This is a genomic window from Sphingomonas hankookensis (genome assembly GCF_028551275.1).
In the GTDB taxonomy this organism is placed as follows: Bacteria; Pseudomonadota; Alphaproteobacteria; order Sphingomonadales; family Sphingomonadaceae; genus Sphingomonas; species Sphingomonas hankookensis_A.
Genome location: NZ_CP117025.1, coordinates 154184 through 177118, shown reverse-complemented (window position 1 = coordinate 177118; position 22935 = coordinate 154184). Strand labels below are relative to the sequence as shown.

General features: G+C 68.2%; 22 protein-coding genes. 7 read left to right on the top strand and 15 right to left on the bottom strand.

The window, feature by feature from the left end; all coding sequences use genetic code 11:
* Nucleotides 1–44: 44 nt before the first annotated feature.
* From PPZ50_RS00870 to tgt, 6 genes are all read right to left on the bottom strand, one after another.
* On the bottom strand, nucleotides 45–650 hold the full coding sequence (locus PPZ50_RS00870) for a DedA family protein (protein WP_066691911.1): 606 nt from the start codon (nucleotides 648–650) through the stop codon (nucleotides 45–47).
* A 169-nt stretch (nucleotides 651–819) separates the two neighbouring features.
* Nucleotides 820–1773: a glutathione synthase gene (gshB, locus tag PPZ50_RS00865; protein WP_066691909.1), complete on the bottom strand. Its 954-nt coding sequence runs from the start codon at nucleotides 1771–1773 to the stop codon at nucleotides 820–822.
* 77 nt (nucleotides 1774–1850) lie between these two features.
* Complete coding sequence (locus PPZ50_RS00860) at nucleotides 1851–2825, bottom strand: cell wall hydrolase (protein WP_066691907.1); 975 nt, start codon at nucleotides 2823–2825, stop codon at nucleotides 1851–1853.
* A gap of 242 nt (nucleotides 2826–3067) precedes the next feature.
* Nucleotides 3068–5914 (bottom strand): M16 family metallopeptidase, encoded by a 2847-nt coding sequence (locus PPZ50_RS00855; RefSeq protein WP_066691898.1) that lies wholly within the window; start codon nucleotides 5912–5914, stop codon nucleotides 3068–3070.
* A gap of 206 nt (nucleotides 5915–6120) precedes the next feature.
* Nucleotides 6121–6315: a hypothetical protein gene (locus PPZ50_RS00850; RefSeq protein ID WP_066691895.1), complete on the bottom strand. Its 195-nt coding sequence runs from the start codon at nucleotides 6313–6315 to the stop codon at nucleotides 6121–6123.
* 23 nt (nucleotides 6316–6338) lie between these two features.
* Entirely contained in the window at nucleotides 6339–7472 is a 1134-nt protein-coding gene (tgt, locus tag PPZ50_RS00845; protein ID WP_066691892.1) for a tRNA guanosine(34) transglycosylase Tgt, read from the bottom strand.
* A gap of 70 nt (nucleotides 7473–7542) precedes the next feature.
* On the opposite strand from tgt, the gene PPZ50_RS00840 reads away from it, so the two are divergent.
* On the top strand, nucleotides 7543–7704 hold the full coding sequence (locus tag PPZ50_RS00840; RefSeq protein WP_164523896.1) for a hypothetical protein: 162 nt from the start codon (nucleotides 7543–7545) through the stop codon (nucleotides 7702–7704).
* Nucleotides 7705–7846: 142 nt separating this feature from the next.
* On the opposite strand, the gene PPZ50_RS00835 is transcribed toward PPZ50_RS00840, so the two are convergent.
* The 5 genes from PPZ50_RS00835 to lgt form a co-directional block, all read right to left on the bottom strand.
* Nucleotides 7847–9154, bottom strand: a complete 1308-nt coding sequence (locus PPZ50_RS00835) for a cystathionine gamma-synthase family protein (RefSeq protein ID WP_126014677.1) — start codon at nucleotides 9152–9154, stop codon at nucleotides 7847–7849.
* Nucleotides 9155–9330: 176 nt separating this feature from the next.
* Entirely contained in the window at nucleotides 9331–10095 is a 765-nt protein-coding gene (gene pgeF, locus PPZ50_RS00830) for a peptidoglycan editing factor PgeF (protein ID WP_066691885.1), read from the bottom strand.
* A complete protein-coding gene (locus PPZ50_RS00825; protein ID WP_066691881.1) occupies nucleotides 10092–10601 on the bottom strand; it encodes a GNAT family N-acetyltransferase in 510 nt (169 codons plus the stop codon). Before PPZ50_RS00825 ends, pgeF begins: the two co-directional genes overlap by 4 nt.
* A complete protein-coding gene (locus tag PPZ50_RS00820) occupies nucleotides 10598–11668 on the bottom strand; it encodes a class I SAM-dependent methyltransferase (RefSeq protein WP_066691878.1) in 1071 nt (356 codons plus the stop codon). The genes PPZ50_RS00825 and PPZ50_RS00820 overlap by 4 nt, the downstream gene beginning before the upstream one ends.
* Nucleotides 11665–12564 carry a prolipoprotein diacylglyceryl transferase gene (lgt, locus tag PPZ50_RS00815; RefSeq protein WP_066691876.1) on the bottom strand — a complete coding sequence of 300 codons (900 nt, stop codon included), beginning with the start codon at nucleotides 12562–12564 and terminating at the stop codon, nucleotides 11665–11667. Before lgt ends, PPZ50_RS00820 begins: the two co-directional genes overlap by 4 nt.
* Nucleotides 12565–12865: 301 nt before the next feature.
* Here lgt and PPZ50_RS00810 point away from each other — a divergent pair, with 301 nt between their 5' ends.
* The 5 genes from PPZ50_RS00810 (at nucleotide 12866) to nadA (ending at nucleotide 17748) form a co-directional block, all read left to right on the top strand.
* Nucleotides 12866–13234, top strand: coding sequence for a BlaI/MecI/CopY family transcriptional regulator (locus tag PPZ50_RS00810; protein WP_066691874.1), 369 nt, complete (start codon nucleotides 12866–12868; stop codon nucleotides 13232–13234).
* Complete coding sequence (locus PPZ50_RS00805; protein ID WP_066691873.1) at nucleotides 13231–14901, top strand: M56 family metallopeptidase; 1671 nt, start codon at nucleotides 13231–13233, stop codon at nucleotides 14899–14901. The genes PPZ50_RS00810 and PPZ50_RS00805 overlap by 4 nt, the downstream gene beginning before the upstream one ends.
* 112 nt (nucleotides 14902–15013) lie before the next feature.
* Complete coding sequence (locus PPZ50_RS00800; protein WP_066691871.1) at nucleotides 15014–15871, top strand: MBL fold metallo-hydrolase; 858 nt, start codon at nucleotides 15014–15016, stop codon at nucleotides 15869–15871.
* Nucleotides 15856–16572, top strand: a complete 717-nt coding sequence (locus PPZ50_RS00795) for a DUF4230 domain-containing protein (protein ID WP_066691869.1) — start codon at nucleotides 15856–15858, stop codon at nucleotides 16570–16572. Before PPZ50_RS00800 ends, PPZ50_RS00795 begins: the two co-directional genes overlap by 16 nt.
* Before the next feature lie 180 nt (nucleotides 16573–16752).
* A complete protein-coding gene (gene nadA, locus PPZ50_RS00790; RefSeq protein WP_066692755.1) occupies nucleotides 16753–17748 on the top strand; it encodes a quinolinate synthase NadA in 996 nt (331 codons plus the stop codon).
* 69 nt (nucleotides 17749–17817) lie between these two features.
* On the opposite strand, the gene PPZ50_RS00785 is transcribed toward nadA, so the two are convergent.
* The 4 genes from PPZ50_RS00785 to PPZ50_RS00770 all read right to left on the bottom strand — a co-directional run bounded on the left by PPZ50_RS00785 (nucleotide 17818) and on the right by PPZ50_RS00770 (nucleotide 22075).
* Nucleotides 17818–18612, bottom strand: coding sequence for a hypothetical protein (locus PPZ50_RS00785; RefSeq protein ID WP_066691862.1), 795 nt, complete (start codon nucleotides 18610–18612; stop codon nucleotides 17818–17820).
* Nucleotides 18613–18999: 387 nt separating this feature from the next.
* Nucleotides 19000–19638: a 2-dehydro-3-deoxy-6-phosphogalactonate aldolase gene (locus PPZ50_RS00780; protein WP_066691859.1), complete on the bottom strand. Its 639-nt coding sequence runs from the start codon at nucleotides 19636–19638 to the stop codon at nucleotides 19000–19002.
* Entirely contained in the window at nucleotides 19635–20504 is an 870-nt protein-coding gene (locus PPZ50_RS00775) for a 2-dehydro-3-deoxygalactonokinase (protein WP_066691856.1), read from the bottom strand. The genes PPZ50_RS00780 and PPZ50_RS00775 overlap by 4 nt, the downstream gene beginning before the upstream one ends.
* Nucleotides 20495–22075 carry a sodium/sugar symporter gene (locus PPZ50_RS00770; RefSeq protein WP_126014675.1) on the bottom strand — a complete coding sequence of 527 codons (1581 nt, stop codon included), beginning with the start codon at nucleotides 22073–22075 and terminating at the stop codon, nucleotides 20495–20497. The genes PPZ50_RS00775 and PPZ50_RS00770 overlap by 10 nt, the downstream gene beginning before the upstream one ends.
* A 101-nt stretch (nucleotides 22076–22176) precedes the next feature.
* On the opposite strand from PPZ50_RS00770, the gene PPZ50_RS00765 reads away from it, so the two are divergent.
* Nucleotides 22177–22887, top strand: coding sequence for a FadR/GntR family transcriptional regulator (locus PPZ50_RS00765; protein WP_066691849.1), 711 nt, complete (start codon nucleotides 22177–22179; stop codon nucleotides 22885–22887).
* The last annotated feature ends 48 nt before the right edge of the window (nucleotides 22888–22935 follow it).

Genomic DNA, 22935 nt, shown 5'->3' with positions numbered 1-22935 from the left:
CGTCACCCCAGCCTGCGCTGGGGTGACGTACTGATGCGAACGAATTACCGCTGCGCGCGCGGCTTCCACGTGATGACGCGGTAGACATAGCCGATCACGATCGCGACCGACATCGCGATGGCGATGGGACCGACATAATGGTCGAGCTGCTGGAAATTCGATCCCAGCCACAGCCCGGCATAGGCCAGCACCGCATTCCACACGATGCTGCCGGTGAAGGTTGCGAGGAAGAAGCGCCAGCGCGGCATGCACGCCATGCCGGCGGGTAGCGAGATCATCGTGCGGAACGTCGGCATGAAGCGGAAGATGAAGACCGTCTTGCCGCCATGCTTGCGGAAGAAGCGGTGCAGCTTTTCCACATCCTCCCATTCGACCGTCAGCCACCGGCCCCAGCGATCGACGAACGGCTTCAACCCCAGATAGCCGAAGCGCCGCCCGATCGCGTACCAGAAATAATTGCCCGCGGTCGTGCCGGCGGTGCCCCATAGCAGCAGCGGCACCATCGCCATGTCCCCGCGCGCGACCGCCATGCCGCCCAGCCCCATGATGACCTCCGACGGGATCGGCGGGATCACATTCTCCAGCGCCATCAGCAGGAAGATGCCGATATAGCCGCCGCGCGCGATCGCATCGAGGATGAAGGTCGTCATGGGGGTTCCGAACGTCCGGGTCGGGGTTTCGTGCCGTGCGTGCCGGTTGCCCCATCCTGCCAACCACGTCACCCCAGCGCAGGCTGGGGTCTCCCGGTGATGGCGCGGGACAAGAGCCGCTTGAGACCCCAGCCTGCGCTGGGGTGACGTGCGTGGCTGGTTGGTGTCGTTACCGCTCCGCCACCCGCGCCTCGATCGCGTCCCAGATCATGCCGGCAACATCGGTTCCGTCGAACTTCTCGATCGCGACGATGCCGGTAGGCGACGTCACGTTGATCTCGGTCAGCCATTCGCCGCCGATCACGTCGATCCCGACGAAGATCAGCCCGCGCCGCTTCAGTTCGGGCCCGAGCGCGGCGCAGATTTCGCGTTCCTTGTCCGTCAACTCGGTCTTGGCCGCCGTGCCGCCGACCGCGAGGTTGGAGCGGATCTCGCCGGCACCCGGCAGCCGGTTGACCGCACCCGCGACCTCGCCATCGACCAGCACGATGCGCTTGTCGCCCTTCGCCACCGCCGACAGGAACGCCTGGACCATATGCGGTTCGCGATAGGCGGTGTTGAAGACCTCGATCAGCGAGGACAGGTTCTGCGCATCGGCATCGATCTTGAAGATCGCCTTACCGCCATTGCCGTGGAGCGGCTTGACCACGATCGAGCCATGCTCGTTCAGGAACTTGCGTGCCTCGTCCACCGACCGGGTGATGAGCGTCGGCGGCATGAAGCGCTGGTAATCGAGCACGAACAGCTTTTCGGGCGCGTTACGCACCGATGCCGGGTCGTTGACCACCAAAGTCCGGTCGCTGATCCGCTCCAGCAGGTGCGTCGCAGTAATGTAGCCGAGGTCGAACGGCGGATCCTGCCGCATCAGCACGACATCGGCCTGTTCGCCCAGATCGAGGCTGACGGCGTCGCCGAACGCGAAGTGATCGCCCACCACCCGCTGCACCGTCACCGGCCGGGCCTGCGTCCATACCCGGTCGCCCGACTGGTTGAGGTCTTCGGGCGCATAATGGAACAGCCGGTGGCCGCGCGCCTGCGCTGACAGCATCAGCGCAAAGGTCGAATCGCCCGCGATGTTGATGCCGGCAAGGGGGTCCATCTGGACGGCGACGGTCAGCGACATGGGGCACACTCCGGTTGGTTGCCGCTCAGGTAGGGGGCCGGCGGGGGAAAGTCACGGGGGAGCGAGAAAGGCCGGTCCTACCGCAACGGCTTGCCCGAATCCTTCCACCGGTCGAGGACCTGCGATTCCGGTGGCAGCGTATCCTTCGGCTCCACCACGGGTGTCGCGCTGGCCACCGGCGTCGGCGGCGCGACGAACGTCGGCGGGACCAGCGGGACGTTCGGGACCGGCACCGCCTCCAGCGTCGGCGGCGGGGGCAGGGGGCGTAGTGGCCCCGGCATCGGCTCCATGCCGATATAGCGGTCGGTGAACGCCGCGGGGGTGCCCCACCACCCCTTCCACCGGTGGAAGAAATGCGCGCCGAACACGCCGGTCATCACCAGCGCCCGGTTCCACGACGGGGTGACGGCATAGGTATGGTAATGCGTCGCCAGCCCGACGGGCGCGAAGACGTCGCCCGACAGCGCACGCGCGGCGACCCGGCGCGAGCGCAGCCAGACCGACGGTGCCGGCACCCGGGCCATCGCCCCGTCGCACGCAAAGCTGAACTGGCATACCGGCCGGTTCGACCCCTGGAACACCACGCCGCACACGGTCGCCGGAAAGGCGGGATGGCGCACGCGGTTCAGCACGACCTGCGCCACCGCCCGCTGCCCGGCATCGGGTTCGTTGCCTGCTTCGTAATAGACGGCAGTGGTCAGGCATCGCAGCGCGCGGGCGCGGTCGAGCTGGCTACCACGCAATACGAACGGGCGGGCCGGGCGGATCGATGCGTCGCCGAGGTCGCCGGCATCCGCGTTGGCGGGAAGCGCGGGCAGGGGCGCCGTGCCGGTCTCCCCCCGGCGGACCGGGGCGTCGAGCAACAGTTGCGCCGCGCCGGGGAAATGATCGTCGGCCTCATAGCCGGTCGCCACCGGCGGTGGTGGCGCGGACGGATCGCGATGCTCACGCGCCGCGATCCCCGCCCGCACGGCGATCGCCCCACCGACGAGCAGCAGGGCCGCGCCGCCGATCCTGCGCACGCGCCGGTTGATGGGGGGAAGGGCCGCCATGGGGCAGGACCTAGCCGGAAAAAGTATCGAAAGTCGCAAGATTCCGAGGTCTAGAGTGTGATCCATCTGCATTAAAACGTCACCCCAGCGCAGGCTGGGGTCTCAAGCGGCTCCTGTGGCGTGCTGTCACCGAGAGATCCCAGCCTTCGCTGGGATGACGTCCGATTCAAGTTGGATGGATCAGCCTCTAGAATGCTCACGTTCCGTCACCCCGGATCGAGTCCGGGGTGACGGTGCGACTCCTACTTCACCCCCAGATCGGCGCGGCTGAGGTCGACCGACGCGGCGGGGATCACGACCAGCTGCGGATAGGCGGCGCGGAGCGGTTCGAGAAACTGCTTCGCGTCGCCGACCACGACGATGCTCGCCGCCTTCGGGTCCATGACCTTGGCCGCCGCCTGCTGCACCGCCGCCGGACCGACCGCCTCGATCGAGGGAAGGAAGGTCGCGATGCGCGCCAGCGGTACTCCGTCCGACACATAGGTGACGATCGTACCGGCGATGCCGCTAGTCCGTTCGATCGTGCGGCCGAAATTGCCGGTCAGCACCGCCTTGCGTGTCGCCAGTTCGGCTTCCGGCGCGGGTTCGGCACCCATGCGGCGCATCTCGTCGGTGATGATCTTGACCACCTCCGGCGCGGACGGGTTCTTGGTCTGGGTCGATGCGCCGACCGCACCCCCGTTCCGCCGCGCATCCAGCTCCGACCGGGCACCGTAGGCGAGGCCGCGCTTGATACGGATTTCCTGGTTCAGGCGCGACGAGAAGCCGACACCCAGCGTCGCGTTGGCGACGGCGGCGGGGAAATAGGCGGCGTTGCTGCGCGCGATGCCCGGCCGCGCGACGACGACGCCCGCCTGTCCGGCACCGGGCATGTCGACGACGATGACGCGGGGGGCGGGGGCGGCGACCTGCGGCACCGGCGCGGGCGTTGCGTTCGGCTGGCTGCGCCAGTCGCCGAACAGCTGCGTCGCCAGCGCCATCCCGGCATCGGGGGTGATGTCGCCGACCAGCACCAGAGTCGCCTTTTCGGGCTGCCATGCGCGGGCATAGGCGCTGGTGATGTCGGCGCGGGTGATCGCCTTCAGCGTGGTCGGCGTGCCGCTGGCGGGATGGCCATAGGGCGCGCCGCCGAACACCGCGCGGTCGGCGACGAGGCTCGACAACTGCCCCGGATCGGTCAGCGCGACGCTGACCCCGTCGATGGTGCGGGTGCGCAGCCGGTCGATCTCGTCCTGCGCGAACGCCGGGTTGCGCGCGACATCGGCGAGGATGCCGAGCGCCGGCGCGACCTGTCCCGACCCGACGGTCAGCGTGACGTTCTGCGAATCCCATCCGGCACCGCTGCCGATGCTGCCGCCCAAAGATTCGACCGCGCGGGCGATCTCGGTCGCCGAGCGGGTCTTGGTCCCCTGCGTCAGCAGCCCGGCGGTCAGTTCGCCGACGCCGGCACGATCGGCGGGATCGGCGACCGCGCCACCGCCCGCGACCAAGGCGGCGGTCACCACCGGCACCCCGCGCTTTTCGACCAGCACGACGCGCATGCCGTTGGGGAGGCGGCGTTCGACCGGCACCGGAATCGCGACCTGTACCGGCGCAGCCGGGGCGGGCGGCAGCACGCGCTGGCCTTCGGGTGCCGGGGTATGGATCGCGATGCCCGGCGGCACGGCGAGCGGTGCGGTGACCACGCTGTTGGCGATGGCGATGGTGTCGCTGCTCGCCCCCGCCGGCTTGGCGGTATCGGGCAGATAGCGGATCGTCGCGGCGCGGTTGGCGGGGAGCCACGTCTTCGCGACGCGCTGGACATCGGCGGCGGTGACGCGACCGATCGCGGCCAGCGCCTTGTCGGCGGCCTTCGGATCGCGCTCGACGATCACGCCCTGCGCCAGCGCCGACGCTTTCCCTTCCGCCGTCTCGCGCGACAGCAGTTCGGCGGTGGTGATCTCGTTCTTGGCCTCGGCCAGTTCGGCCGCCGTCGGCGGCGTCGCGATCAGGCTGGCGACCTCGCGCTTCAGCGCCGCTTCGCCCTCGGCCACCGATTTGCCGCCGGCAAGAATCGCGTAGAGCGACAGCGTGCCCGGTCCCTGCTTGGCATCGAGTTGCACGCCGACATCCTGCGCGATCTGGTCACGATAGACGAGGCTCTGGTGCAGGCGCGAATTGTCCCCGCCCGACAGGATCGCGTCGAGCACCTTCAACGCCGCCTGATCGGGATGATTGGCCGGCGGCAGCGGATAGCTGATGAGTATCGCGGGCAGCGGGGTGTTCGCCTCATAGACCGTCTTCGTCACCGGCTGCTGGCGGACCGGTTCGTCGACGCTCACCCGCGGGATCGGACGGTTGGGCTTGGCGATGGTGCCGAAATACTGGTCGACCCAGCGGTTCAACTGCGCGGGATCGAAATTGCCCGCGACCACCAGCACGGCATTGTCGGGCCGGTAATAGGTCGCGTGAAACGCGCGGATATCGTCGATGGTCGCCGCGTCGAGATCCTCGATCGATCCGATGCCCGGCCGCGCATAGGGGTGGTGGCTATACGACACCATCGGCGCATAGAGGCCGAACAGCTTGCCATAGGGTTGGGCGAGGATGCGGCTGCGCAGTTCCTCCTTCACCACCTCGCGTTCCGACGCGAAGGTCTTGGGATCGACGACCAGCGTCGCCATCCGGTCGGCCTCGGCGAACAACAGCCGCTGCAGGTGGTTGGCAGGCACCACCTCGTAATAATTGGTATAGTCGTCGGCGGTCGACGCGTTGTTGTACCCGCCGACATCCTCGGTCAGCCGGTCGAGCTGTTCGGGCACCAGGTTCCGCGTCGCCTTGAACATCAGATGTTCGAACATGTGCGCAAAGCCCGAGCGGCCGGCGGGATCGTCCTTCGACCCGACATCGTACCACACCTGCACCGACACGTTCGCGCTGGACGTGTCGCGAATGGCATAGACGCGCAGGCCGTTGGCGAGCGTGCGTTCGGTATAGGCGATCGGCGGTACGGTCGGGCTGGCGGCGGGCGCCGTCGGGGCGGGGCGCTGCTGCGCGTGAGCCGGGGCAAGCAGGGCGGTCGAGATCAGCAGCGCGAGGCCGAAACGCATGGGGGCAACTCTCCGGACGGATGATGCGGCAGGTGTGGGCCGCATTGCCCCGGAGTGTCAACGTATCGCCGGTTACGACGTCGCGATCGAACCGAAATGCTTCGTCACTCCCGCGCAGGCGGGAGTCCATACACGCGAGCGTCGCGGAAAAGGCGCAACCGTCAGCGGTTATGGATTCCCGCCTTCGCGGGAATGACGAGAAGAAATCAGTCCTTCTTGCGCCCCGAATTCGCGTAGAGCAACGCGGCGGCCAGTGCGGCCGATCCGATGCCGATGCCGATCGGCACCAGCGGCCAGCCCTGCCCCTTCGACGGCTGCTTGGTTTCGGCGGCGGCGTCGGCGACGCGCTTCACCTCCTTGGCGGCGGCGGTCACTTCGTTCAGTTCGGTCTTGTCGGTCATGATCCTCTCCCTCTTGTCGGGGTTCAATGCTTGGGGGCGGTGTAGCGTGCCCGGAAATCGTCGGCAAAGGCGGCCAGCGTGTCGCTCGCGATCGCGGCGCGCAGGTCGACCATCAGCGCCTGGTAGAAATAGAGATTATGCTCGGTCATCAGCATCGCCCCCAGAATCTCGCCCGCGCGGACGAGATGGTGGAGATAGGCGCGGCTGTGGCCGTGACAGACCGGGCAGGCGCAGTCGGGGTCGACCGGCCCCAGATCCTCGGCAAATTTGGCGTTGCGGATGTTGATCGGGCCTGAACGGGTGAACGCCTGTCCGGTGCGGCCCGAGCGGGTCGGCAGCACGCAGTCGAACATGTCGATGCCGCGTTCGACCGCGCCGACGATGTCGTCGGGCTTGCCCACGCCCATCAGATAGCGGGGCTTGTCCACCGGCAGCTGCTGCGGCGCATAGTCGAGCACGCCGAACATCGCCTCCTGCCCTTCGCCCACGGCAAGGCCGCCGACCGCATAGCCGTCGAAGCCGATATCGATCAGCGCGTCGGCGGAGCTTTTCCGCAGTTTTTCGTCGAGCGCCCCCTGCTGGATGCCGAACAACGCGGCGCGCGAGGAATGCTCCTCACCCGAATCGAACCCGGCCCGGCTGCGGCGTGCCCAGCGCATCGATCGTTCCATCGCGCGGGCCTGCACCTCGCGGGTCGAGGTGGTCGGGACCAGTTCGTCGAACGCCATGACGATGTCGGAGCCGAGCAACCGCTGGATTTCCATCGAGCGTTCGGGACTCATCAGGTGACGGGTGCCGTCCAAGTGGCTCTTGAACTCGACCCCGTCCTCCGACCGTTTGGTCAGTTCGGACAGGCTCATCACCTGATAGCCGCCGCTGTCGGTCAGGATCGGGCGGTCCCAGCCCATGAACTTGTGCAAGCCCCCCAGCCGCGCGACCCGCTCCGCGCTGGGGCGCAGCATCAGGTGATAGGTGTTGCCGAGCAGGATGTCGGCGCCCGACGCACGCACGTCCTGCGGCTTCATCGCCTTCACGGTGGCGGCGGTGCCGACCGGCATGAAGGCAGGCGTGCGGATGTCGCCGCGCTGCATGGCGATGGTGCCGGTGCGGGCGCGGCCGGACGTGGCGGTGACGGTAAAGGCGAAACGCGGGGCCATAAGGCGAGCCGTCATGCCGGACCTTCCCCGCGCTGTCGACCGTTGTTGCGGTTTGACGGGAGAGAAGATCATGGCCGAACCGATGAACCCGGGTGACGATGCGGCGCCGGGCACGCCCGGGACGGGCGAGGATGTGTGTCCGCGCTGTGGCGGCACGGGCACGATCCGCGATGGCGAGTGCGAGAATTGTGGCGGTACGGGGAAGGTGATCGAGGGGATTGGCGGGGGATAAGATCCTCCCCGGCACGGGGAGGGGGACCGCTCGCGTCAGCGAGTGGTGGAGGGGCAAAGCCGCGAGCGCTACGCCTGGGGCAACGCCCCTCCACCAGCCTGCGGCTGGCCCCCCTCCCCATGATATGGGGAGGATCTTCTGGTCAGATCGCCGCCAGCGCCTGTTCGAAATCGGCGATCAGATCATCGGCATCCTCGACCCCGATCGAGATGCGCACCAGATTGTCGGTAATCCCCAGCGCCACCTTGCGCGCGTCGGGCACCGACAGGTGCGTCATCCCCGCCGGATGGCTCGCCAGCGTCTCGGTCCCGCCGAGGCTCACCGCCAGTTTGGCGATGGTCAGCGCGTCGAGGAACGCGAACGCCTCGCGCTCGCCGCCCTTCAGGTACAGCGAGAAGGTCGACCCGCCGCCGGTGCAGTGACGACGATAGATGTCGGCCTGGCGATCGTCCTTCAGGAAGCCGAGATAGCCGACCCGCTCGACCTTGGGATGGTCCTTCAGGAACGCGCAGACCTTCGCCGCATTCTCGCCCGCGCGGCTCATGCGCAACTCCAGCGTCTCCAGCGAGCGCAGCAGCATCCACGCCGTGTTCGGGTCGCAGATCGTGCCGATGGTGTTGCGCATCGACCGGATGGTGTTGATGTGCGCCTTCGATCCCAGCACGCCGCCGGCGACCAGATCGCTATGTCCGCCGGCATATTTGGTCAGCGAATAGACGACGAGGTCGGCGCCGTGCTGCAGCGGTTGTTGCCATAGCGGCCCCAGAAACGTGTTGTCGATCGCGATCGGCGGCTTTTCGACCGTGTCGCCGAACACCGCGTCACGCGCGGCGGCGACCGCTTCGATATCGACCAGCGCGTTGGTCGGGTTGGCCGGACTTTCGAGATAGATCAGCGGCACGCGGCCCTCGGCCTTGCGCAGCACCGCCTCGATCTCGTCCTGCGTCGCGCCCGCCGGAAAGTCGAGATAGTCGACCCCGAAGCGGCCCAGCACGCGGCCGATCAGCGTTTCGGTCGCGGCATAGAGCGGCCCGGAATGGATGATCGTATCGCCCGGCTGGACCATCGACAGGAACAGGGTCGCGATCGCCGACATGCCACTGGAAAAGACCAGCGCATCCTCCGCCGCTTCCCAGACGCCGAGGCGGTCTTCGAGGATTTCCTGGTTCGGGCCGTTGAAGCGCGAATAGACGAGGCCCTCCGCCCCGCCGGGACGCTTGCCGGTCACGCCCTCGAAATGCCGCTTGCCTGCCGCCGCATTGGGAAAGACATAGGTCGAGGTCGCGAAGATCGGCGGTTTGAGCGAGCCTTCGGACAGTACCGGATCATAGCCATGGCCCATCATCAGCGTCGCAGGCTTCAACCGGCGCCCGCCGACGGTGTCGACCGGGGGCTTGGGGCGGCGGCGCGGGGGAACGCCGGTCAGGTCGGCTTCGGTTTCGTCGGTCACGAATCTCTCCTTTTTCGGGAAGGGTAGCGATAGTTACGACAGAAACCAAATTACGATGTGGGGGGGCACAAGCCACCACGTCGTACCCCCGCGCAGGCGGGGGCCCAGGGCCAAGCAGGACAACGGTTGCGCTCGGGGCTCTGGACCCCCGCCTGCGCGGGGGTACGGCGAGGGCGCTACGCTGCGATCCCAATTACCGACAGCTGCCGCCCATAATCCGCTTCGCCGCGATGCGTCGCGCGGCGGAAGCTGAAGAAGCGGTCCTCCTGCGCATAGGTGTCCTGCCCCAGCGCCTCGATCCGCCGCACGCCCGCCGCCGCCAGCCGGTGGACGACATAGGCCTCAAGGTCGAACCGGGCATGGCCCGGGCGGTTCTCCGCGAAGAAGCGTTCATTCTCGGGATCGGTCGCGCAGAAGCGTTCGACGAAGCCCATATCGACCTCATAGCTCGCGCGCGCGATGCAGGGCCCCACCGCGGCGGCGATGCGGTCGGCACGGGCGCCGAGCTTTTCCATCTGGGCGATGGTCGCATCGGTCACCCCGGCCAGCGCCCCCTTCCACCCGGCATGGGCCGCGCCGACCACCCCCGCCTCGCGGTCGGCGAGCAGCACCGGCGCGCAATCGGCGGTCAGGATGCCGAGCAGGATGTTCGGCCGTTCGGTGACCATCGCGTCGCCCTGCGGCCGTTCCCCATCGGGAAAGGCGGTCAGGACGCGCACGACCGAGGCCGAATGAATCTGGTACAGCCCGCACAGTGCCGCCCCCGGCAGCACCGCCTGAACGGCGCGCGCGCGGTTCTCGGCGATGGCGGCGGGATCGTCGCCCGATCCAAGGCCAGTGTTGAGGCCGGCGACGACTCCGGTCGACACCCCGCCGCGCCGCCCGAGAAAACCGTGCGCCACCCCCTCCAGCGCAGCGCTGCGCAACACTTCCACCGTCATAGCGCCACCCGCATAACGTCATCCTCGTCCCGGTGGTTGCCGACCATGAAGGCGTAGGTACCGACCCGTTCGAACCCATAGCGTTCGTAGAAGCGCCGCGCGCGATGGTTGTCGATGAACACCGACAGGAACAGCTCGTCGGCGCCGGTCGCGCGCGCCTTGGCCAGCATATGCTCCATCAGCGTCGCGGCGAGGCCGGTGCCTTGCGCTTGCCTACGCAGATAGAATTGGCGCAGTTCGATCGGCTTTCCGGTCGGTTCGAACGGCAGCGACGGCGGACCGAGCTTGGCATAGCCGACCGCGTCGTCCCCCGCCATCGCCAGCACGACATGGAAGCGCGGGTCGGACAATTCCTCCTCCCATGCCGCCACCGTGAACTTGGCGAGGAAGGCGGCAAGGTCGTCGGGATGATAGAGATGGCCGAAGGTGTCGGTGAACGTCTCGGTCCCGATCGTCACCAGCAGTCCGGCATCGGCGACCGTCGCGTCGCGCAGGGTCGGTGTCATGCCGCGAACCCCGCCGGCACCGGCCAGCCGGGCGAGGTGATCGCAATCGCCTTGAACAGCGTGCCCATCTGTTCCTCCTCCACCAGCCGGTCGCGATCGGCGCGCAGTTGGTCGGCGCGCTCGGGACTGCGGGCGGCCAGCGCCTGCGTGCGGGCGTCGATGCCCAGCGCCTTCAACAACGCACCCTGATCGACCGGGCCAAAGGCGACCGCGTCTTCGGCACGCGCGGCCTCGATCAGCGTCCCGAAATCGACATGCGCGGTCAGGTCCTGCTCGCCCGGATCGTCATAGGGGTTGACGAAGCCGTGCCCGCGCACCGCCTGCAACGTATCCCCCAGCGCCGGGCCGGCATAGCCATAGTCGATGACGATCGCGCAGCCGCCCTGCGCGACGATCCGCTTGGCCAACTGGCGCATTATCGCCACGGCGGCCGGCGCGGTTTCCAGCACCGATCCCACGGCCGCGTCGCGGAACTGGTAGGGAATGATCGGATCGAACCCGCGCTGCCCCATGACCGGAAGGAACAACGTGTCCTGGCACGCGACCAATCGCTCGCGCCAGCCGTCCGCCGTCTTGACCAGCTGGCGGATGGGGAGCGCATCGAAGAATTCGTTGGCGACGACCAGCAGCGCGCCATCCTCGGGCAGGCCGACCGTATCGACCGCCCATTCGGCCTGCGGCACGCGCTTTGCCTGTTCGTCGCGCAGCGTCGGGCTGGTTTCGATCAGATGGACCGGCGGCGTACACCCCGCCGACGCCATGGAGCGCAGCGCATCGGCGGCGAGCGTGCCGCGACCGGGGCCGAATTCGACATAGCGTGACGCCGGACGACCGGCCCGGTCCCAGCTGTCGGCCAGCCCCAGGCCGATCAGCTCGCCGAACATCTGGCTGATTTCCGGCGCGGTGGTGAAGTCGCCGTTGGCGCCCAGCGGATCGCGCGTCGCGTAATAATGCGCGTTGGCCGCACCCATGAACTGGGCGAGGCTGATCGGCCCGGCCAGCGTGATCGCGCGGGCGAGCCGTTCGGGGAGCGCGGGGTCGGCGGCGGTGACGACGGGTTCGGTCAAGCCACGCTCTCCGACCCCGCGATCGGCTCCACCCGCACCCGGCGCCGCTTCGACGTGACCATCAGGTAGATGCCGATCGCGATCATCGGCAGCGTCAGCCACTGGCCCATATGTAGCCCCGTCGCCTGCGCAAATTCCACCAGCTGCGCATCGGGCTCGCGCCAGAATTCGATAATGAAGCGCGCGACGCCGAACCCGGCCATGCCGGTGCCGAGCAGGAAGCCGGGCTTGTAGCGCGCATCGGTGCGCCAGAAGAAGAAGGCGAGGATCAGGAACAGGATCAGCCCTTCGCCCAGCGCCTCATAGAGCTGGCTGGGGTGGCGTGCCGGGTCGAGGCCGCCGGGTACGGTGCGCGGAAACACGACTGCCCAAGGCGCGTCGCTGGGCTTGCCCCACAGCTCGCCATTCACGAAATTGGCGATGCGGCCGAGGAACTGGCCGATCGGCGCGACGCAGGTGACATAGTCCGCGACCCTGAGCGCGCGCAGCCCGTGCTTGCGCGCCAGCCACCAGATGCCGAGGATCAACCCGACCATGCCGCCATGGAACGACATGCCGCCGTCCCACAGCCGCAGGATCTTGATCGGGTCGGTGAACATTTCGGGCGCGTAGAAGATCGCATAGCCCAGCCGCCCGCCCAGAATGATGCCGAGCGTCGCATAGAACACGAAGTCGTCGGCATGGCGCCGCGCCATCGGCGCGCCCGGCTGGTCGAGCAGCTTGAGCAGATACCACCAGCCGCCGAGAATGCCGGTGATATAGGCCAGCGAATACCATTTCAGCTGGAAGAAGCCGAGGTTCAGCGCGACCGGATCGAGGCCGAGATCGGCATAGCGGATATGGCCGGCGGCCATGCCGACATCGCCGGTGGCCGCGGCGAGGGTGGATAGGATCAAGGGGGTACGCTCCGGCTGTGGTCGGTGCGTAATATCCGGGTTGGCGGATCAGGGGAACCCGGGGTGGGCGGACCGGCGCATGGGGGGAAGGCAGCCGGTCCGCCCGAATTGAAGCGCGAACGCATCGGGTATCCCATTCCTTGCAGAGGCTGTGCCAATTTCCCGCGTTGCGGGTTTTGCGCCGATTTTCTGGTTAACGACATCGTTACCGGGATGGCGGGTGTAAACGATCCCGACAGGGCGGCGGCGTCCGCAAAGATTACGCTTGTAAACGTAACGACCACGGGTGTAGTCATTGTTCATGGCCGAACGAATCAGCGATGCCGAGCATGCCGTGATGGAAGTGCTCTGGGACCAGAACCCGCTCACCGCGCAGGAGGTGGTGGAACGCGTCGCCCCGTCGCGCGGCTGGACCGCGAACACCGTCAAGACGCTGCTGGGGCGGTTGCTGGCCAAGGACGTGGTCGGTGCGGAGGAGGACGGGCGGCGCTATCGCTACCGGCCGCTGGTCGCGCGCGAGGAATATGTCGCGGGTGAATCGCAACGGTTCATCGACAAGCTGTTCGGCGGCAGCCTGACGCCGCTGGTCGCGCATCTGGCCGAACGCGACCAGCTGAGCGCGCGTGAAATCGACGAGATCGAGGCTCTGTTAAAGGCGCTGAAACAATGATCGGATGGGCGGTAGAGACGATCGCGGCGACGACGCTGCTGATGCTGCTGGTGCTGATGTTGCGCGGCCCCGTCGCGCGGCGCTTCGGTCCGCAGGCGGCCTATGCGCTGTGGGCGCTGCCCGCGCTGCGCATGATCCTGCCCCCCATTCCCGAAAGCTGGCGTCCGGTGGAGTTCCACCCGATCGGTGCGGCGACCGATCCCGGCATCATCATGCTGGGCGTGCCGGTGGCCGAGGTGCCGGCGCTGCCGCAGGGCTGGGGCATGGCCGATGTGCCGCTGCTGGTCGTCGCGCTGTGGCTGCTGGGCGCGGTCGCGTTCGTCGCGTGGCATATCGTGCAGCATCAGCGCTTCTGCGCGAAGGTGCTGGCGTCGGGCCGGGCGAAGGGGCTAGCGAACGGCCACGTCAAGATGATCGAGACGCGCCATGCCGCCGGGCCGCTCGCCTTCGGCGTGGTCCATCGCTACGTCGCGATGCCGGTCGATTTCCGCGAACGCTATGACGAGCGGGAGCAGGCCTTGGCGCTGGCGCATGAGCTGGGCCACCATGCCCGCGGCGACCTGCTGGCGAACTGGGTCGCGCTGATCGTGCTCGGCTGCCACTGGTTCAATCCGGTCGCGTGGCGCGCGTTCCGGGCGTTCCGGGCGGATCAGGAAATGGCGTGCGACGCGATGGTGCTCGCCCGTGCCACGCCGGGCGTCCGCCACGCCTATGCCACCGCCATCGTCAAATCCGCGCATGGCCAGGGGCTGTCCGCCGCCTGCCACCTGCACAGCGTCAACGAACTGAAAGGGAGACTCATCATGTTGTCGAAGCACCGGGTGATGTCGCCCGCCACCCGCCGCATCGCCGGTGGTGCCACGCTGACGCTGGCGGTGATCGGCCTCGGCCTGACCGCATCGGGGACGGAAGCCGCCGAGAAAATCCGTTCGAAGGTCGAAACCGCGACCGGCGTCGATATCGCCAGCGTCGAGGCGAAGGCGGCGGACGTGCTCGCCCCGGTCGCAGCGATCGTGCCGGCCCAGGCCGCGACCCTGCCGGTGATCCCGGCCGAACCGGCCGCACCCGCGCCGATGCCGCAACCGGCGGTGCGGGCGATCGCGGCGACCACCGCCCTGCCGGCGCAGCCCGCGACCCCGGCCCGTCCGGCGATGCCGGCGAGCTTCACCACGACGCATAACGGCCAGACCACCCGCCTGGTGCGCCAGGGCGAGGGCGACGTGCGCAAGATCGTCGTGCAGACCTTCGACGGCAACGGCAAGCTGCTGCGCCAGACGGTCAACACCGTGCCCGAGGTCAATATCGTCAACGAAAATTGCGGTCCGGGCAGCCAGACCAGCGTGACCCGCACCGAAGGCGGCAAGCAGGTCACGGTCATCTGTTCCGACCGTATCCGCGCCATCACCGAACAGGGGATGCTGCGTGCCCGCGAAGGCCAGCGGCTGGCCGCGCTGGGTGCGGAACGGGCGGAGCTGGGACGGCTGCAGGCCGCGCAGGGGCAGGTCTATGCTCGGCAGGGGATGCGCTCGGCACTCGCCGGCCTCCGCTCGGCACGCGCCTCGATCGTCGCGAACAAGGACATGCCCGCCATCGCCCGCACCAGTGCGCTGGAGGGGATCGACGAGAGCATCCGCGAGCTCCAGTCGCAGATCGATCACGCCGACTGATACCGGATCCACGGACGTTCTGCCCCGTTCGTTCGTGGCAGGGCCGGTCGGCGCCTCTGCCGGCCGGCCCGTTGCCTTGCATCGGGCGCGTGCCGCCGCCATCTGACGATCAATGGCCGAATCTCCCCCCGGTATCCCCCAGCCGCTCGAACCGCTGGTGACGCGCGTGCTGGCGCGCAACGCATCCCCCTATACCCACACCGGTACGCAGAGCTTCGTCGTCGGCGGCAGCGGTGCGGTCGCGATCATCGATCCGGGGCCGGTCGACGACGTGCACCTGGACGCGCTGCTGGCGGCGGTCGGCGACCGGAAGGTTGCGGCGATCCTGTGCACCCACACCCACCGCGACCATAGCCCCGCGGCGAAGCCGCTGGCCGAGCGGACCGGCGCGCCGATCATCGGTTGCGCGCCGCTGACGATGGACGACGAAGGCCCCCGCGCCGATGCCGCGTTCGATATCGACTATCGCCCCGACCGGGTGCTGGCCGACGGCGAGGCGGTGGCGGGCGACGGCTGGACATTGGTCGCGGTCGCGACGCCGGGGCACACGTCGAACCACCTCGCCTTCGCGCTGCCCGAAAGCGGCGCATTGTTCAGCGGCGATCATGTCATGGGCTGGTCGACCACCATCGTCTCGCCGCCCGATGGCGACATGGGCGATTACATGGCCAGTCTCGACAAGCTGCTGGGCCGCGAGGACCGGGTCTATTATCCCGCGCACGGCGATCAGGTCGACAATCCCCGCCGGCTGGTGCGCGGGATGCTCGGCCACCGCAAGCAGCGCGAGGGGCAGATCGCCCGCGCGATCGAACGTGGGACCCACGACATTCCTGCAATGGTCGCGGTCATGTATGTCGGGCTGCACCCCAAATTGCTGGGCGCGGCCGAACGCTCGGTGCTGGCGCATCTGATCGACATGGAACGGCGCGGTATCGTCCGGCGGGAGGGCGCGACATGGCAGCGCATGTAAGGCCGCAGGCGATCCGCCTGGGCGTGGCGGTCGTCCTGCTGATCGCGCTCGCATTCGGCGGCTGGACGCTGTGGCGCCACTATGAGGAAAAATACACCGTCACTACCGAACCCGATAGCGGACAGGCGGTGACGCGGATCATCACCGCGCGGCTGTCGGGGGCGAGTGCGCTCAAGGTCGCCTCGCTGTCGGGCACGTTGCAGGCAACAGCCAGCGACGTGCGCGGCTTCGGCTGGCTGCGCAGCGACCAGGTGGTGAAAATGCCCTATTCGGTCGATTACTTCGTCGATCTGGGGAGCATTGGGGAGGGCGCACTCAGCTGGTCGGCGGACACGCGGACGCTGGTGGTCGACGCCCCCGACGTGACCGTCGCCAAACCGAATATCGACGAAGCCGGGCGGACGTTGGTCCAGACCAGCGGCCTCTACGTCTCGCGTGAGGCGGCGGCGGCACTGGCACAGCGCGTGTCGGCGGTGGCGCAGACCCGCGCCGAACGCGAGGCGCGCAGCCCCGAGCGGCTGGCACAGGCCCGCGAACTGGCGCGCGCCAACCTCGCCCGCCTCCTCGCCGCGCCGCTGGCGGCGGCGGGCGAGGGCGATGTGCGGGTGGTCGTCACCTTCCCGGCGGAGCGAGGCCGGCGGGACGGCGAACGCTGGGACGTGTCCGCACCGCCCGCCGAGGTGCTGGGTAACCGACGATGACAAGCCGGTCGACCGCGACCCTATCCTCGCGCAGGCGGGGATCCAGAGCCGCAAAAAACCAAGGTCGGCGACGGTGACCCTGGACTCCCGCCTGCGCGGGGGTACGGCGATCGGGATCACGACACCCGGCTTGCAGACGAACCGCGACCGACCTAGGGGCTCGGTCACAGGGAGACGATGATGAACGCGCGCACCGAATTGCCCACCGGCACCGACCTGCTGGCCGAAATCGACCGGCTGCGCCGTGAGCGCAACGCCGTCATCCTCGGCCATTATTACCAGAAGCCCGAGATTCAGGACCTGGCGGACTTCGTCGGCGACAGCCTCGACCTCAGCCGCAAGGCGGCGGCGACCGATGCCGATGTCATCGCGTTCTGCGGCGTGCGCTTCATGGCGGAAACCGCGAAGATCCTGTCGCCCGACAAGACGGTGATCCTGCCCGACATGGATGCCGGCTGTTCGCTGGAGGACAGCTGTCCGCCCGAACAGTTCGCCGCGTTTCGCGCGCAGCATCCCGATCACATCGCGCTGACCTACATCAACTGCTCGACCGAGGTGAAGGCGCTCAGCGACATCATCGTCACCTCGTCCTCCGCCGAGAAGATCCTGTCGCAGCTGCCCGCCGACCAGAAGGTGATCTTCGGTCCCGACCGCAATCTCGGCGGCTATCTGATGCGCAAGACCGGCCGCGACATGCTGCTCTGGCCGGGTGTGTGCATCGTGCACGAGGCGTTCAGCGAGACCGAGCTGCTGAAGCTCAAGGCGCAACACCCGAACGCCCCGGTCGCGGCGCATCCCGAATGTCCGGCGATCATCCTCGACCATGCTGATTATGTTGGGTCGACCAGCGGCATCCTGTCCTATGCCAGCGAATTCCCCGGCGACACGCTGATCGTCGCGACCGAGCCGCACATCATCCACCAGATGGAAAAGGCGCTGCCGAACAAGAACTTCATCGGCGCGCCCGGCGCGGACGGCAACTGCAACTGCAATATCTGTCCGTACATGGCGCTCAACACGCTGGAAAAGCTCTATATTGCGCTCCGCGACCTGTCGCCGCGGATCGAGATCGAGGAAGGGCTGCGGGTGAAGGCGAAGGTGTCGCTCGACCGGATGCTGGCGATGGCCAGCGGCACGGTCGGGCTGGGCGACCTGGGACCGCTACGCGCAAGCTGACCCAAAACCCCACGTCACCCCGGCCTTGCGCCGGGGTCCCGGTTCTTCTCCTACGACGCGCGGTCTGCCCTACCGCCCCAGCCAGTGCCGCACGCCACCGCGCGACAGCCCGGTGAGCGTCCCCACGACCACCAGCAGCGCGGCGGCAAGCACCGCGAGCGCGACCAGCGTCGCCGCCTGTCCGCCCGCCGCCCAGATCGCCGCCAGCGCCCACAGGAATACCAGCGCATAGGGCGGGCAGCCGCGCGTCGCGATCAGCGCCGCCGCCGCGATCGCGCCGGCCACCACCAGCAACAGCGCCGACACCAGCGGCGCGGCGGCCCCGGCATCGACCCCGTGAAAGCGCAGCGTCGCGGCGATGTTGACGATCGACGCGACCGTCAGCCAGCTGGTCAGCGCGGTCAGCGGCAGCGCGGCGCACCAGCGCTCCCCGGCGGAAAAGCCGTGCGGCCAGCCCGAAAAGGTCCTCAGCGTCGCGATCAGGCAGAGGAGCGTGAACAGGATGATGATCGCCGACGGAAAGCTCAGCCCGAATAGCTGTGTATAGGCCGCCCATAGCGCATTGCCGAGAAACGCACCCGCCGCCGGCATCCGCAACCGCGCGAGCAACGGGTTGCCGCGCTGCTTCGGCAACGCCTGATACACCGCGAATACGATCGTGCCGGTATAGAGCGCGCCCCAGATGGCGAACGCCCAACCGGCGGGCGTCACCAGCGTTCGCACCATGTTCGACTGCTCACCGATGCTCCGCCCGATGCCGATCCCCGGCAGGAGCGGGGTCAGCAGCTGCGAGACGGCGCAGATAATAGGAAGGGCGCGGGCAAGCGGCGATGCGTCGCTGGTTCGAAGGGCTCGGGTCGGCATGCCCCTGCAAACTCGTTACGCCGCGTTCGGTTGCCGGGGCCGGAAACCGTTCGATCCCCTCTGATGGAGCCGGGACCCTTTCCCGCGTGCCGTATCCCCGCGCAGGCGGGGATCCAGGGTCAAGCGCGCAACTCTTGCCGTGCCTGGCTCTAGACCCCCGCCTGCGCGGGGGTACGGTCGAGCTGGTGGGCCAGGATTGTCGGCTCGAACCGCCCTTACCAACTCCGTCATTCCCGCGAAGGCGGGAATCCATACACGCTGCCGGTTCGGCTGAATTCGCGACATCGGCGGCTATGGCTTACCGCTCGGCCGAAGCCTGCGGCGAACCTCGTGCGCTCGAGCAATCATTCCCCGTACCCCGGCCTGCGCCGGCGTGCCGAACCCCGCCTACCGCTCCAGCGCAGTCCACGCCGCGACGAACGCCCGCGCGCGCTCGCCGACCGTCGCCGCGTCCATCCCTGGCACGTACAGCGCGGACCCCAGGCCGTACCCGGCCGCACCGGCCTTGTGCCAATCCTCCAGCACCGATGGCACGACGCCGCCGACCGGCAGCATCCGCACGTCGCGGGGCAGGACGGCGCGCATCGCCTTCATCACCGCCGGGCTGGCGGCTTCGGCCGGGAACAGTTTCAGCGCCGCGGCCCCGGCGTCCAGCGCCGCGAACGCCTCGGTCGGGGTGGCGATGCCGGGCATGGCGACCAGCCCGCGCTCCGCTGCCGCCGAAATCACCGCCGTGTTGGCGTTGGGCGCGATGATCAGCGTGCCGCCTGCCGCCTCGACCTGCTCCACCTGTTCGACGCGCAGCACCGTGCCGGCGCCGACCACGGCATAGCCCTCCAGTTTCTTCGACAGGCGGGTGATGCTCTCATACGGATCGGGCGAGTTGAGCGGTACCTCGACGATGGTGAAGCCGGCGTCGATCAGCGCGTCGCCGATCGCCTCCACCTCATGCGGCTGTACCCCGCGCAGGATCGCGACCAGCGGGCAACGGGCGAAGGCGGCGTCGAAGGCGGACAGATGGCTCATGCGGACAACTTTCGGATCTGGGTGATGCCGGCGATAAAGGCGGCCTCGCACCCGCTGACAAGGGCGCGGCCGTTCAGGGTCTCGATCGCGGTGGCGTAGAGGGTGGCGAGATCGCCATCGGCGACGAGGTGGACGTCGCGGCCGTCGCCGATGCGCGCAGCGACGTCGCTGCCGATCAGCACGCCGCTGGCATAGGAGGCGGCGTCCGCATCGTCGCGCAGACCCAGCACATGCGCCGCACGGATGCCGAACAGGCTGGCGGCGAGGTCACGCTTCGCCCCTTCGCGCACGCCCTCGCGGAACGCATCCCCGGCGGCGACCGGCGCGGCCAGCTGCGGCGCGAGGACGCCACCGCCTTTCAGCAGCGCGAACAGCTCGCCGGTCATCGCGGTGGTGAAGGCCGTGACCTTGCCCCCGGTCAGCTCGACCCATTTGCAGTGCGTGCCCGGCTGGCACAGCAGCGCGTCCGCCGGAACCTGTCCGGCGAGCGCCGCGCCGAGCAGCTGCACCTCCTCGCCGCGCATCACGTCCCCGTGACCGCTGCGGGTGAAAGAAAGGCCGGGCACGATCGCCGTACGGTCGTCGATCCACGTCAACTGCGCGGCAATGTCGGCGATATCCGCCGGCACCGCGACATAGGGGGCGACCCGCCACCCGATCGTCGACCCGACCATGCCCGCCATCAGCACCGGCAGGTCGCCCAGCTCCGCCCGGATCGCGGCCAGTTCCTGCGCATAGGCATCAGCCGGCGTGGTCGACACGCCCTGCGGACTGCGCAGCGTGGCGGCGATGCGCCCGTCCTCGACCCGGTACGCACGCCGGTTGGTCGTGCCCCAGTCGATCGCGATGAACGGGCTCACCACCATGTCGCGTACAGCGCGATCAGGATCAGGACGACGCCCAGCCCGGCGACATTGAAGCCGGTCGAGGTGCCGAACGACACGCCCTGCATGGTGATGCGATTGGCATCGCCACGCCCCTTCATCGCCAGCGACAGCACGACCGCGAGGCCGAGGCTCAGCAGGAACACGATCCCCATCCGGTCCATGAACGGAATGCCCGGTGCGACCGTGCGGAACAGCCACGACAGCACGACCGACGCGATCGCCGCGCCGATCGCGCCGGCCTCGGTCGCCCGTTTCCAGAACAGGCCGAGCAGGAAGATCACGGTGATCCCCGGCGTGAAGAAGCCCGAAAATTCCTGGATGAACTGGAACGCCTGGTCCGCGCCGCCCAGCAGCGGCTTCGCGGCGAGGATCGCGATCAGGATCGCGACGGTCGCGGCGATGCGGCCGATGCGGACCAGCTTGCGCTCCATCACCGCATCCATCGCTCCGCTCTCGCTGGTGCGCTTGGCATAGAGGTCGAGGGTGAAGATGGTCGCGATCGAATTGATCTTCGACGCAGTCGACGCGATGATCGCGGCGATCAGCGCCGCAAAGACCAGCCCGAGCAACCCGGAGGGCAGCAGCCGCATCATCGTCGGATAGGCTTCGTCGGGCTTGGCGAGGTCGGGCGCCAGCACGACCGCGGCGATGCCGGGCACCACGATCACGAGCGGCATCAGCAGCTTGAGGTATGCCGCGAACACGATGCCCTTCTGCGCCTCGGGCAGCGATTTCGCGGCGAGTGCCCGCTGGATGATATACTGGTTGAACCCCCAATAGCTCAAATTCGCGATCCACATGCCGCCGATCAGCACCGAGAGGCCCGGCAGGTCCTTGTAGAAGGGATTGTCGCGCGACAGGATCATGTCGAACTTTTCGGGCGCACGCCGCGTCAGCTCGGCGAATCCGCCCATCACCCCGGCATCGCCCCCGATCTGCGACAGCGTAAGATACGAGATGGTCAGCCCGCCGAACACCAGCAGCGTGACCTGCACGATGTCGGTCAGCGCCACCGCCTTCAAACCGCCCCGCAACTGATAGAGCAAAGCGAACAGGCCCAGCCCGACCAGCGCCACCGTCTGGTCGACGCCCGCGACCTGCGTGACGGCGATCGAGCCGAGCCAGATGATGCTGGTCAGGTTCACGAACACGTACAGCGCCAGCCAGAACACCGCCATCAGCGTGCGGATCGACGGGCCGTACCGCTGTTCGAGGAACTGCGGCATCGTGTAGATTTCGTTGCGCAGGAAGATCGGCAGGAAGAATTTGCCGACGATCAGCAGCGTCAGCGCCGCCATCCATTCATAGGAGGCGATGGCGAGGCCGATCGCATAGCCCGACCCCGCCATGCCGACGATCTGTTCGGCCGAGATATTAGCCGCGATCAGCGACGCGCCGATCGCCCACCATGGCAGCGACTTGGACGCGAGGAAGTAGTCCGAGCTGTCCTTCTGATGGCCGCCCTTGTCGCGGCTGACCCATTGGGCCAGCCCGAAGATGCCGATCGCGTAGATCACGACCACGATCAGATCGATCGTCGACAGACGCATGTTAATCCTCCACCGCCCACTGGCGCTTTGGGACAGGACAATTATACGATGAATGGCAGCTGTCCAGTACGAAGCGGCCGATAAGGGGAGAGAGAGGGACCATGGCGGTGCGGATGACCGGGATGCCCGGCGGCAATCTGACGCGCGCGACGCTCGACACTCTGGGACGCGCGATCGTCACCGGTGAATATGACGACCGCCCCTTTCCGACCGAGGCGGAGATCGGCAAGACCCATGGCATCAGCCGCTCGGTCACACGCGAAGCGGTGAAGATGCTGACCGCCAAGGGGCTGGTCAGCGCCCGCCCGAGGCAAGGGACGGTGGTCCGCCCGGCAGCGGCATGGAACCTGTTCGATCCCGATGTGCTGCACTGGCTGCTCGACCGCAAATTCTCGGTCGAGCTGCTGCGCCAGTTCAACCAGCTGCGCGTCGCGATCGAGCCGGAGGCGGCGGCGCTGGCGGCGGTCGCGGCCGATGACGACGACCTCGCGCGCATCCGGCAGGGCCTGTCACGGATGGCGGCGGCCGAGCGGGGCGAGGACGATGCGCTGGACGCCGATATCGACTTCCATGTCGCGATCCTGCTGGCGGCGAAGAACCCGTTCTACGCCCAGTTCCGCGAGATGGTGGCGACCGCGCTCAACACCTCGATCCGCTTCACCAACACGATCGTCGGCCGCTCGGCCAGCGTCGAACAGCATGGCGCGGTCGCCGACGCCATCGCCGCGCGCGACCCCCTCACGGCCCGCGCCGCGATGCGCGCGCTGATCGGCGACGTGCTGGAGCTGATCGAGCAGCGGGGGGAGGGGTAGGCCGGGCCGGCACCGCTTCCCCGAAAATAGTCGTCATTCCCGCGAAGG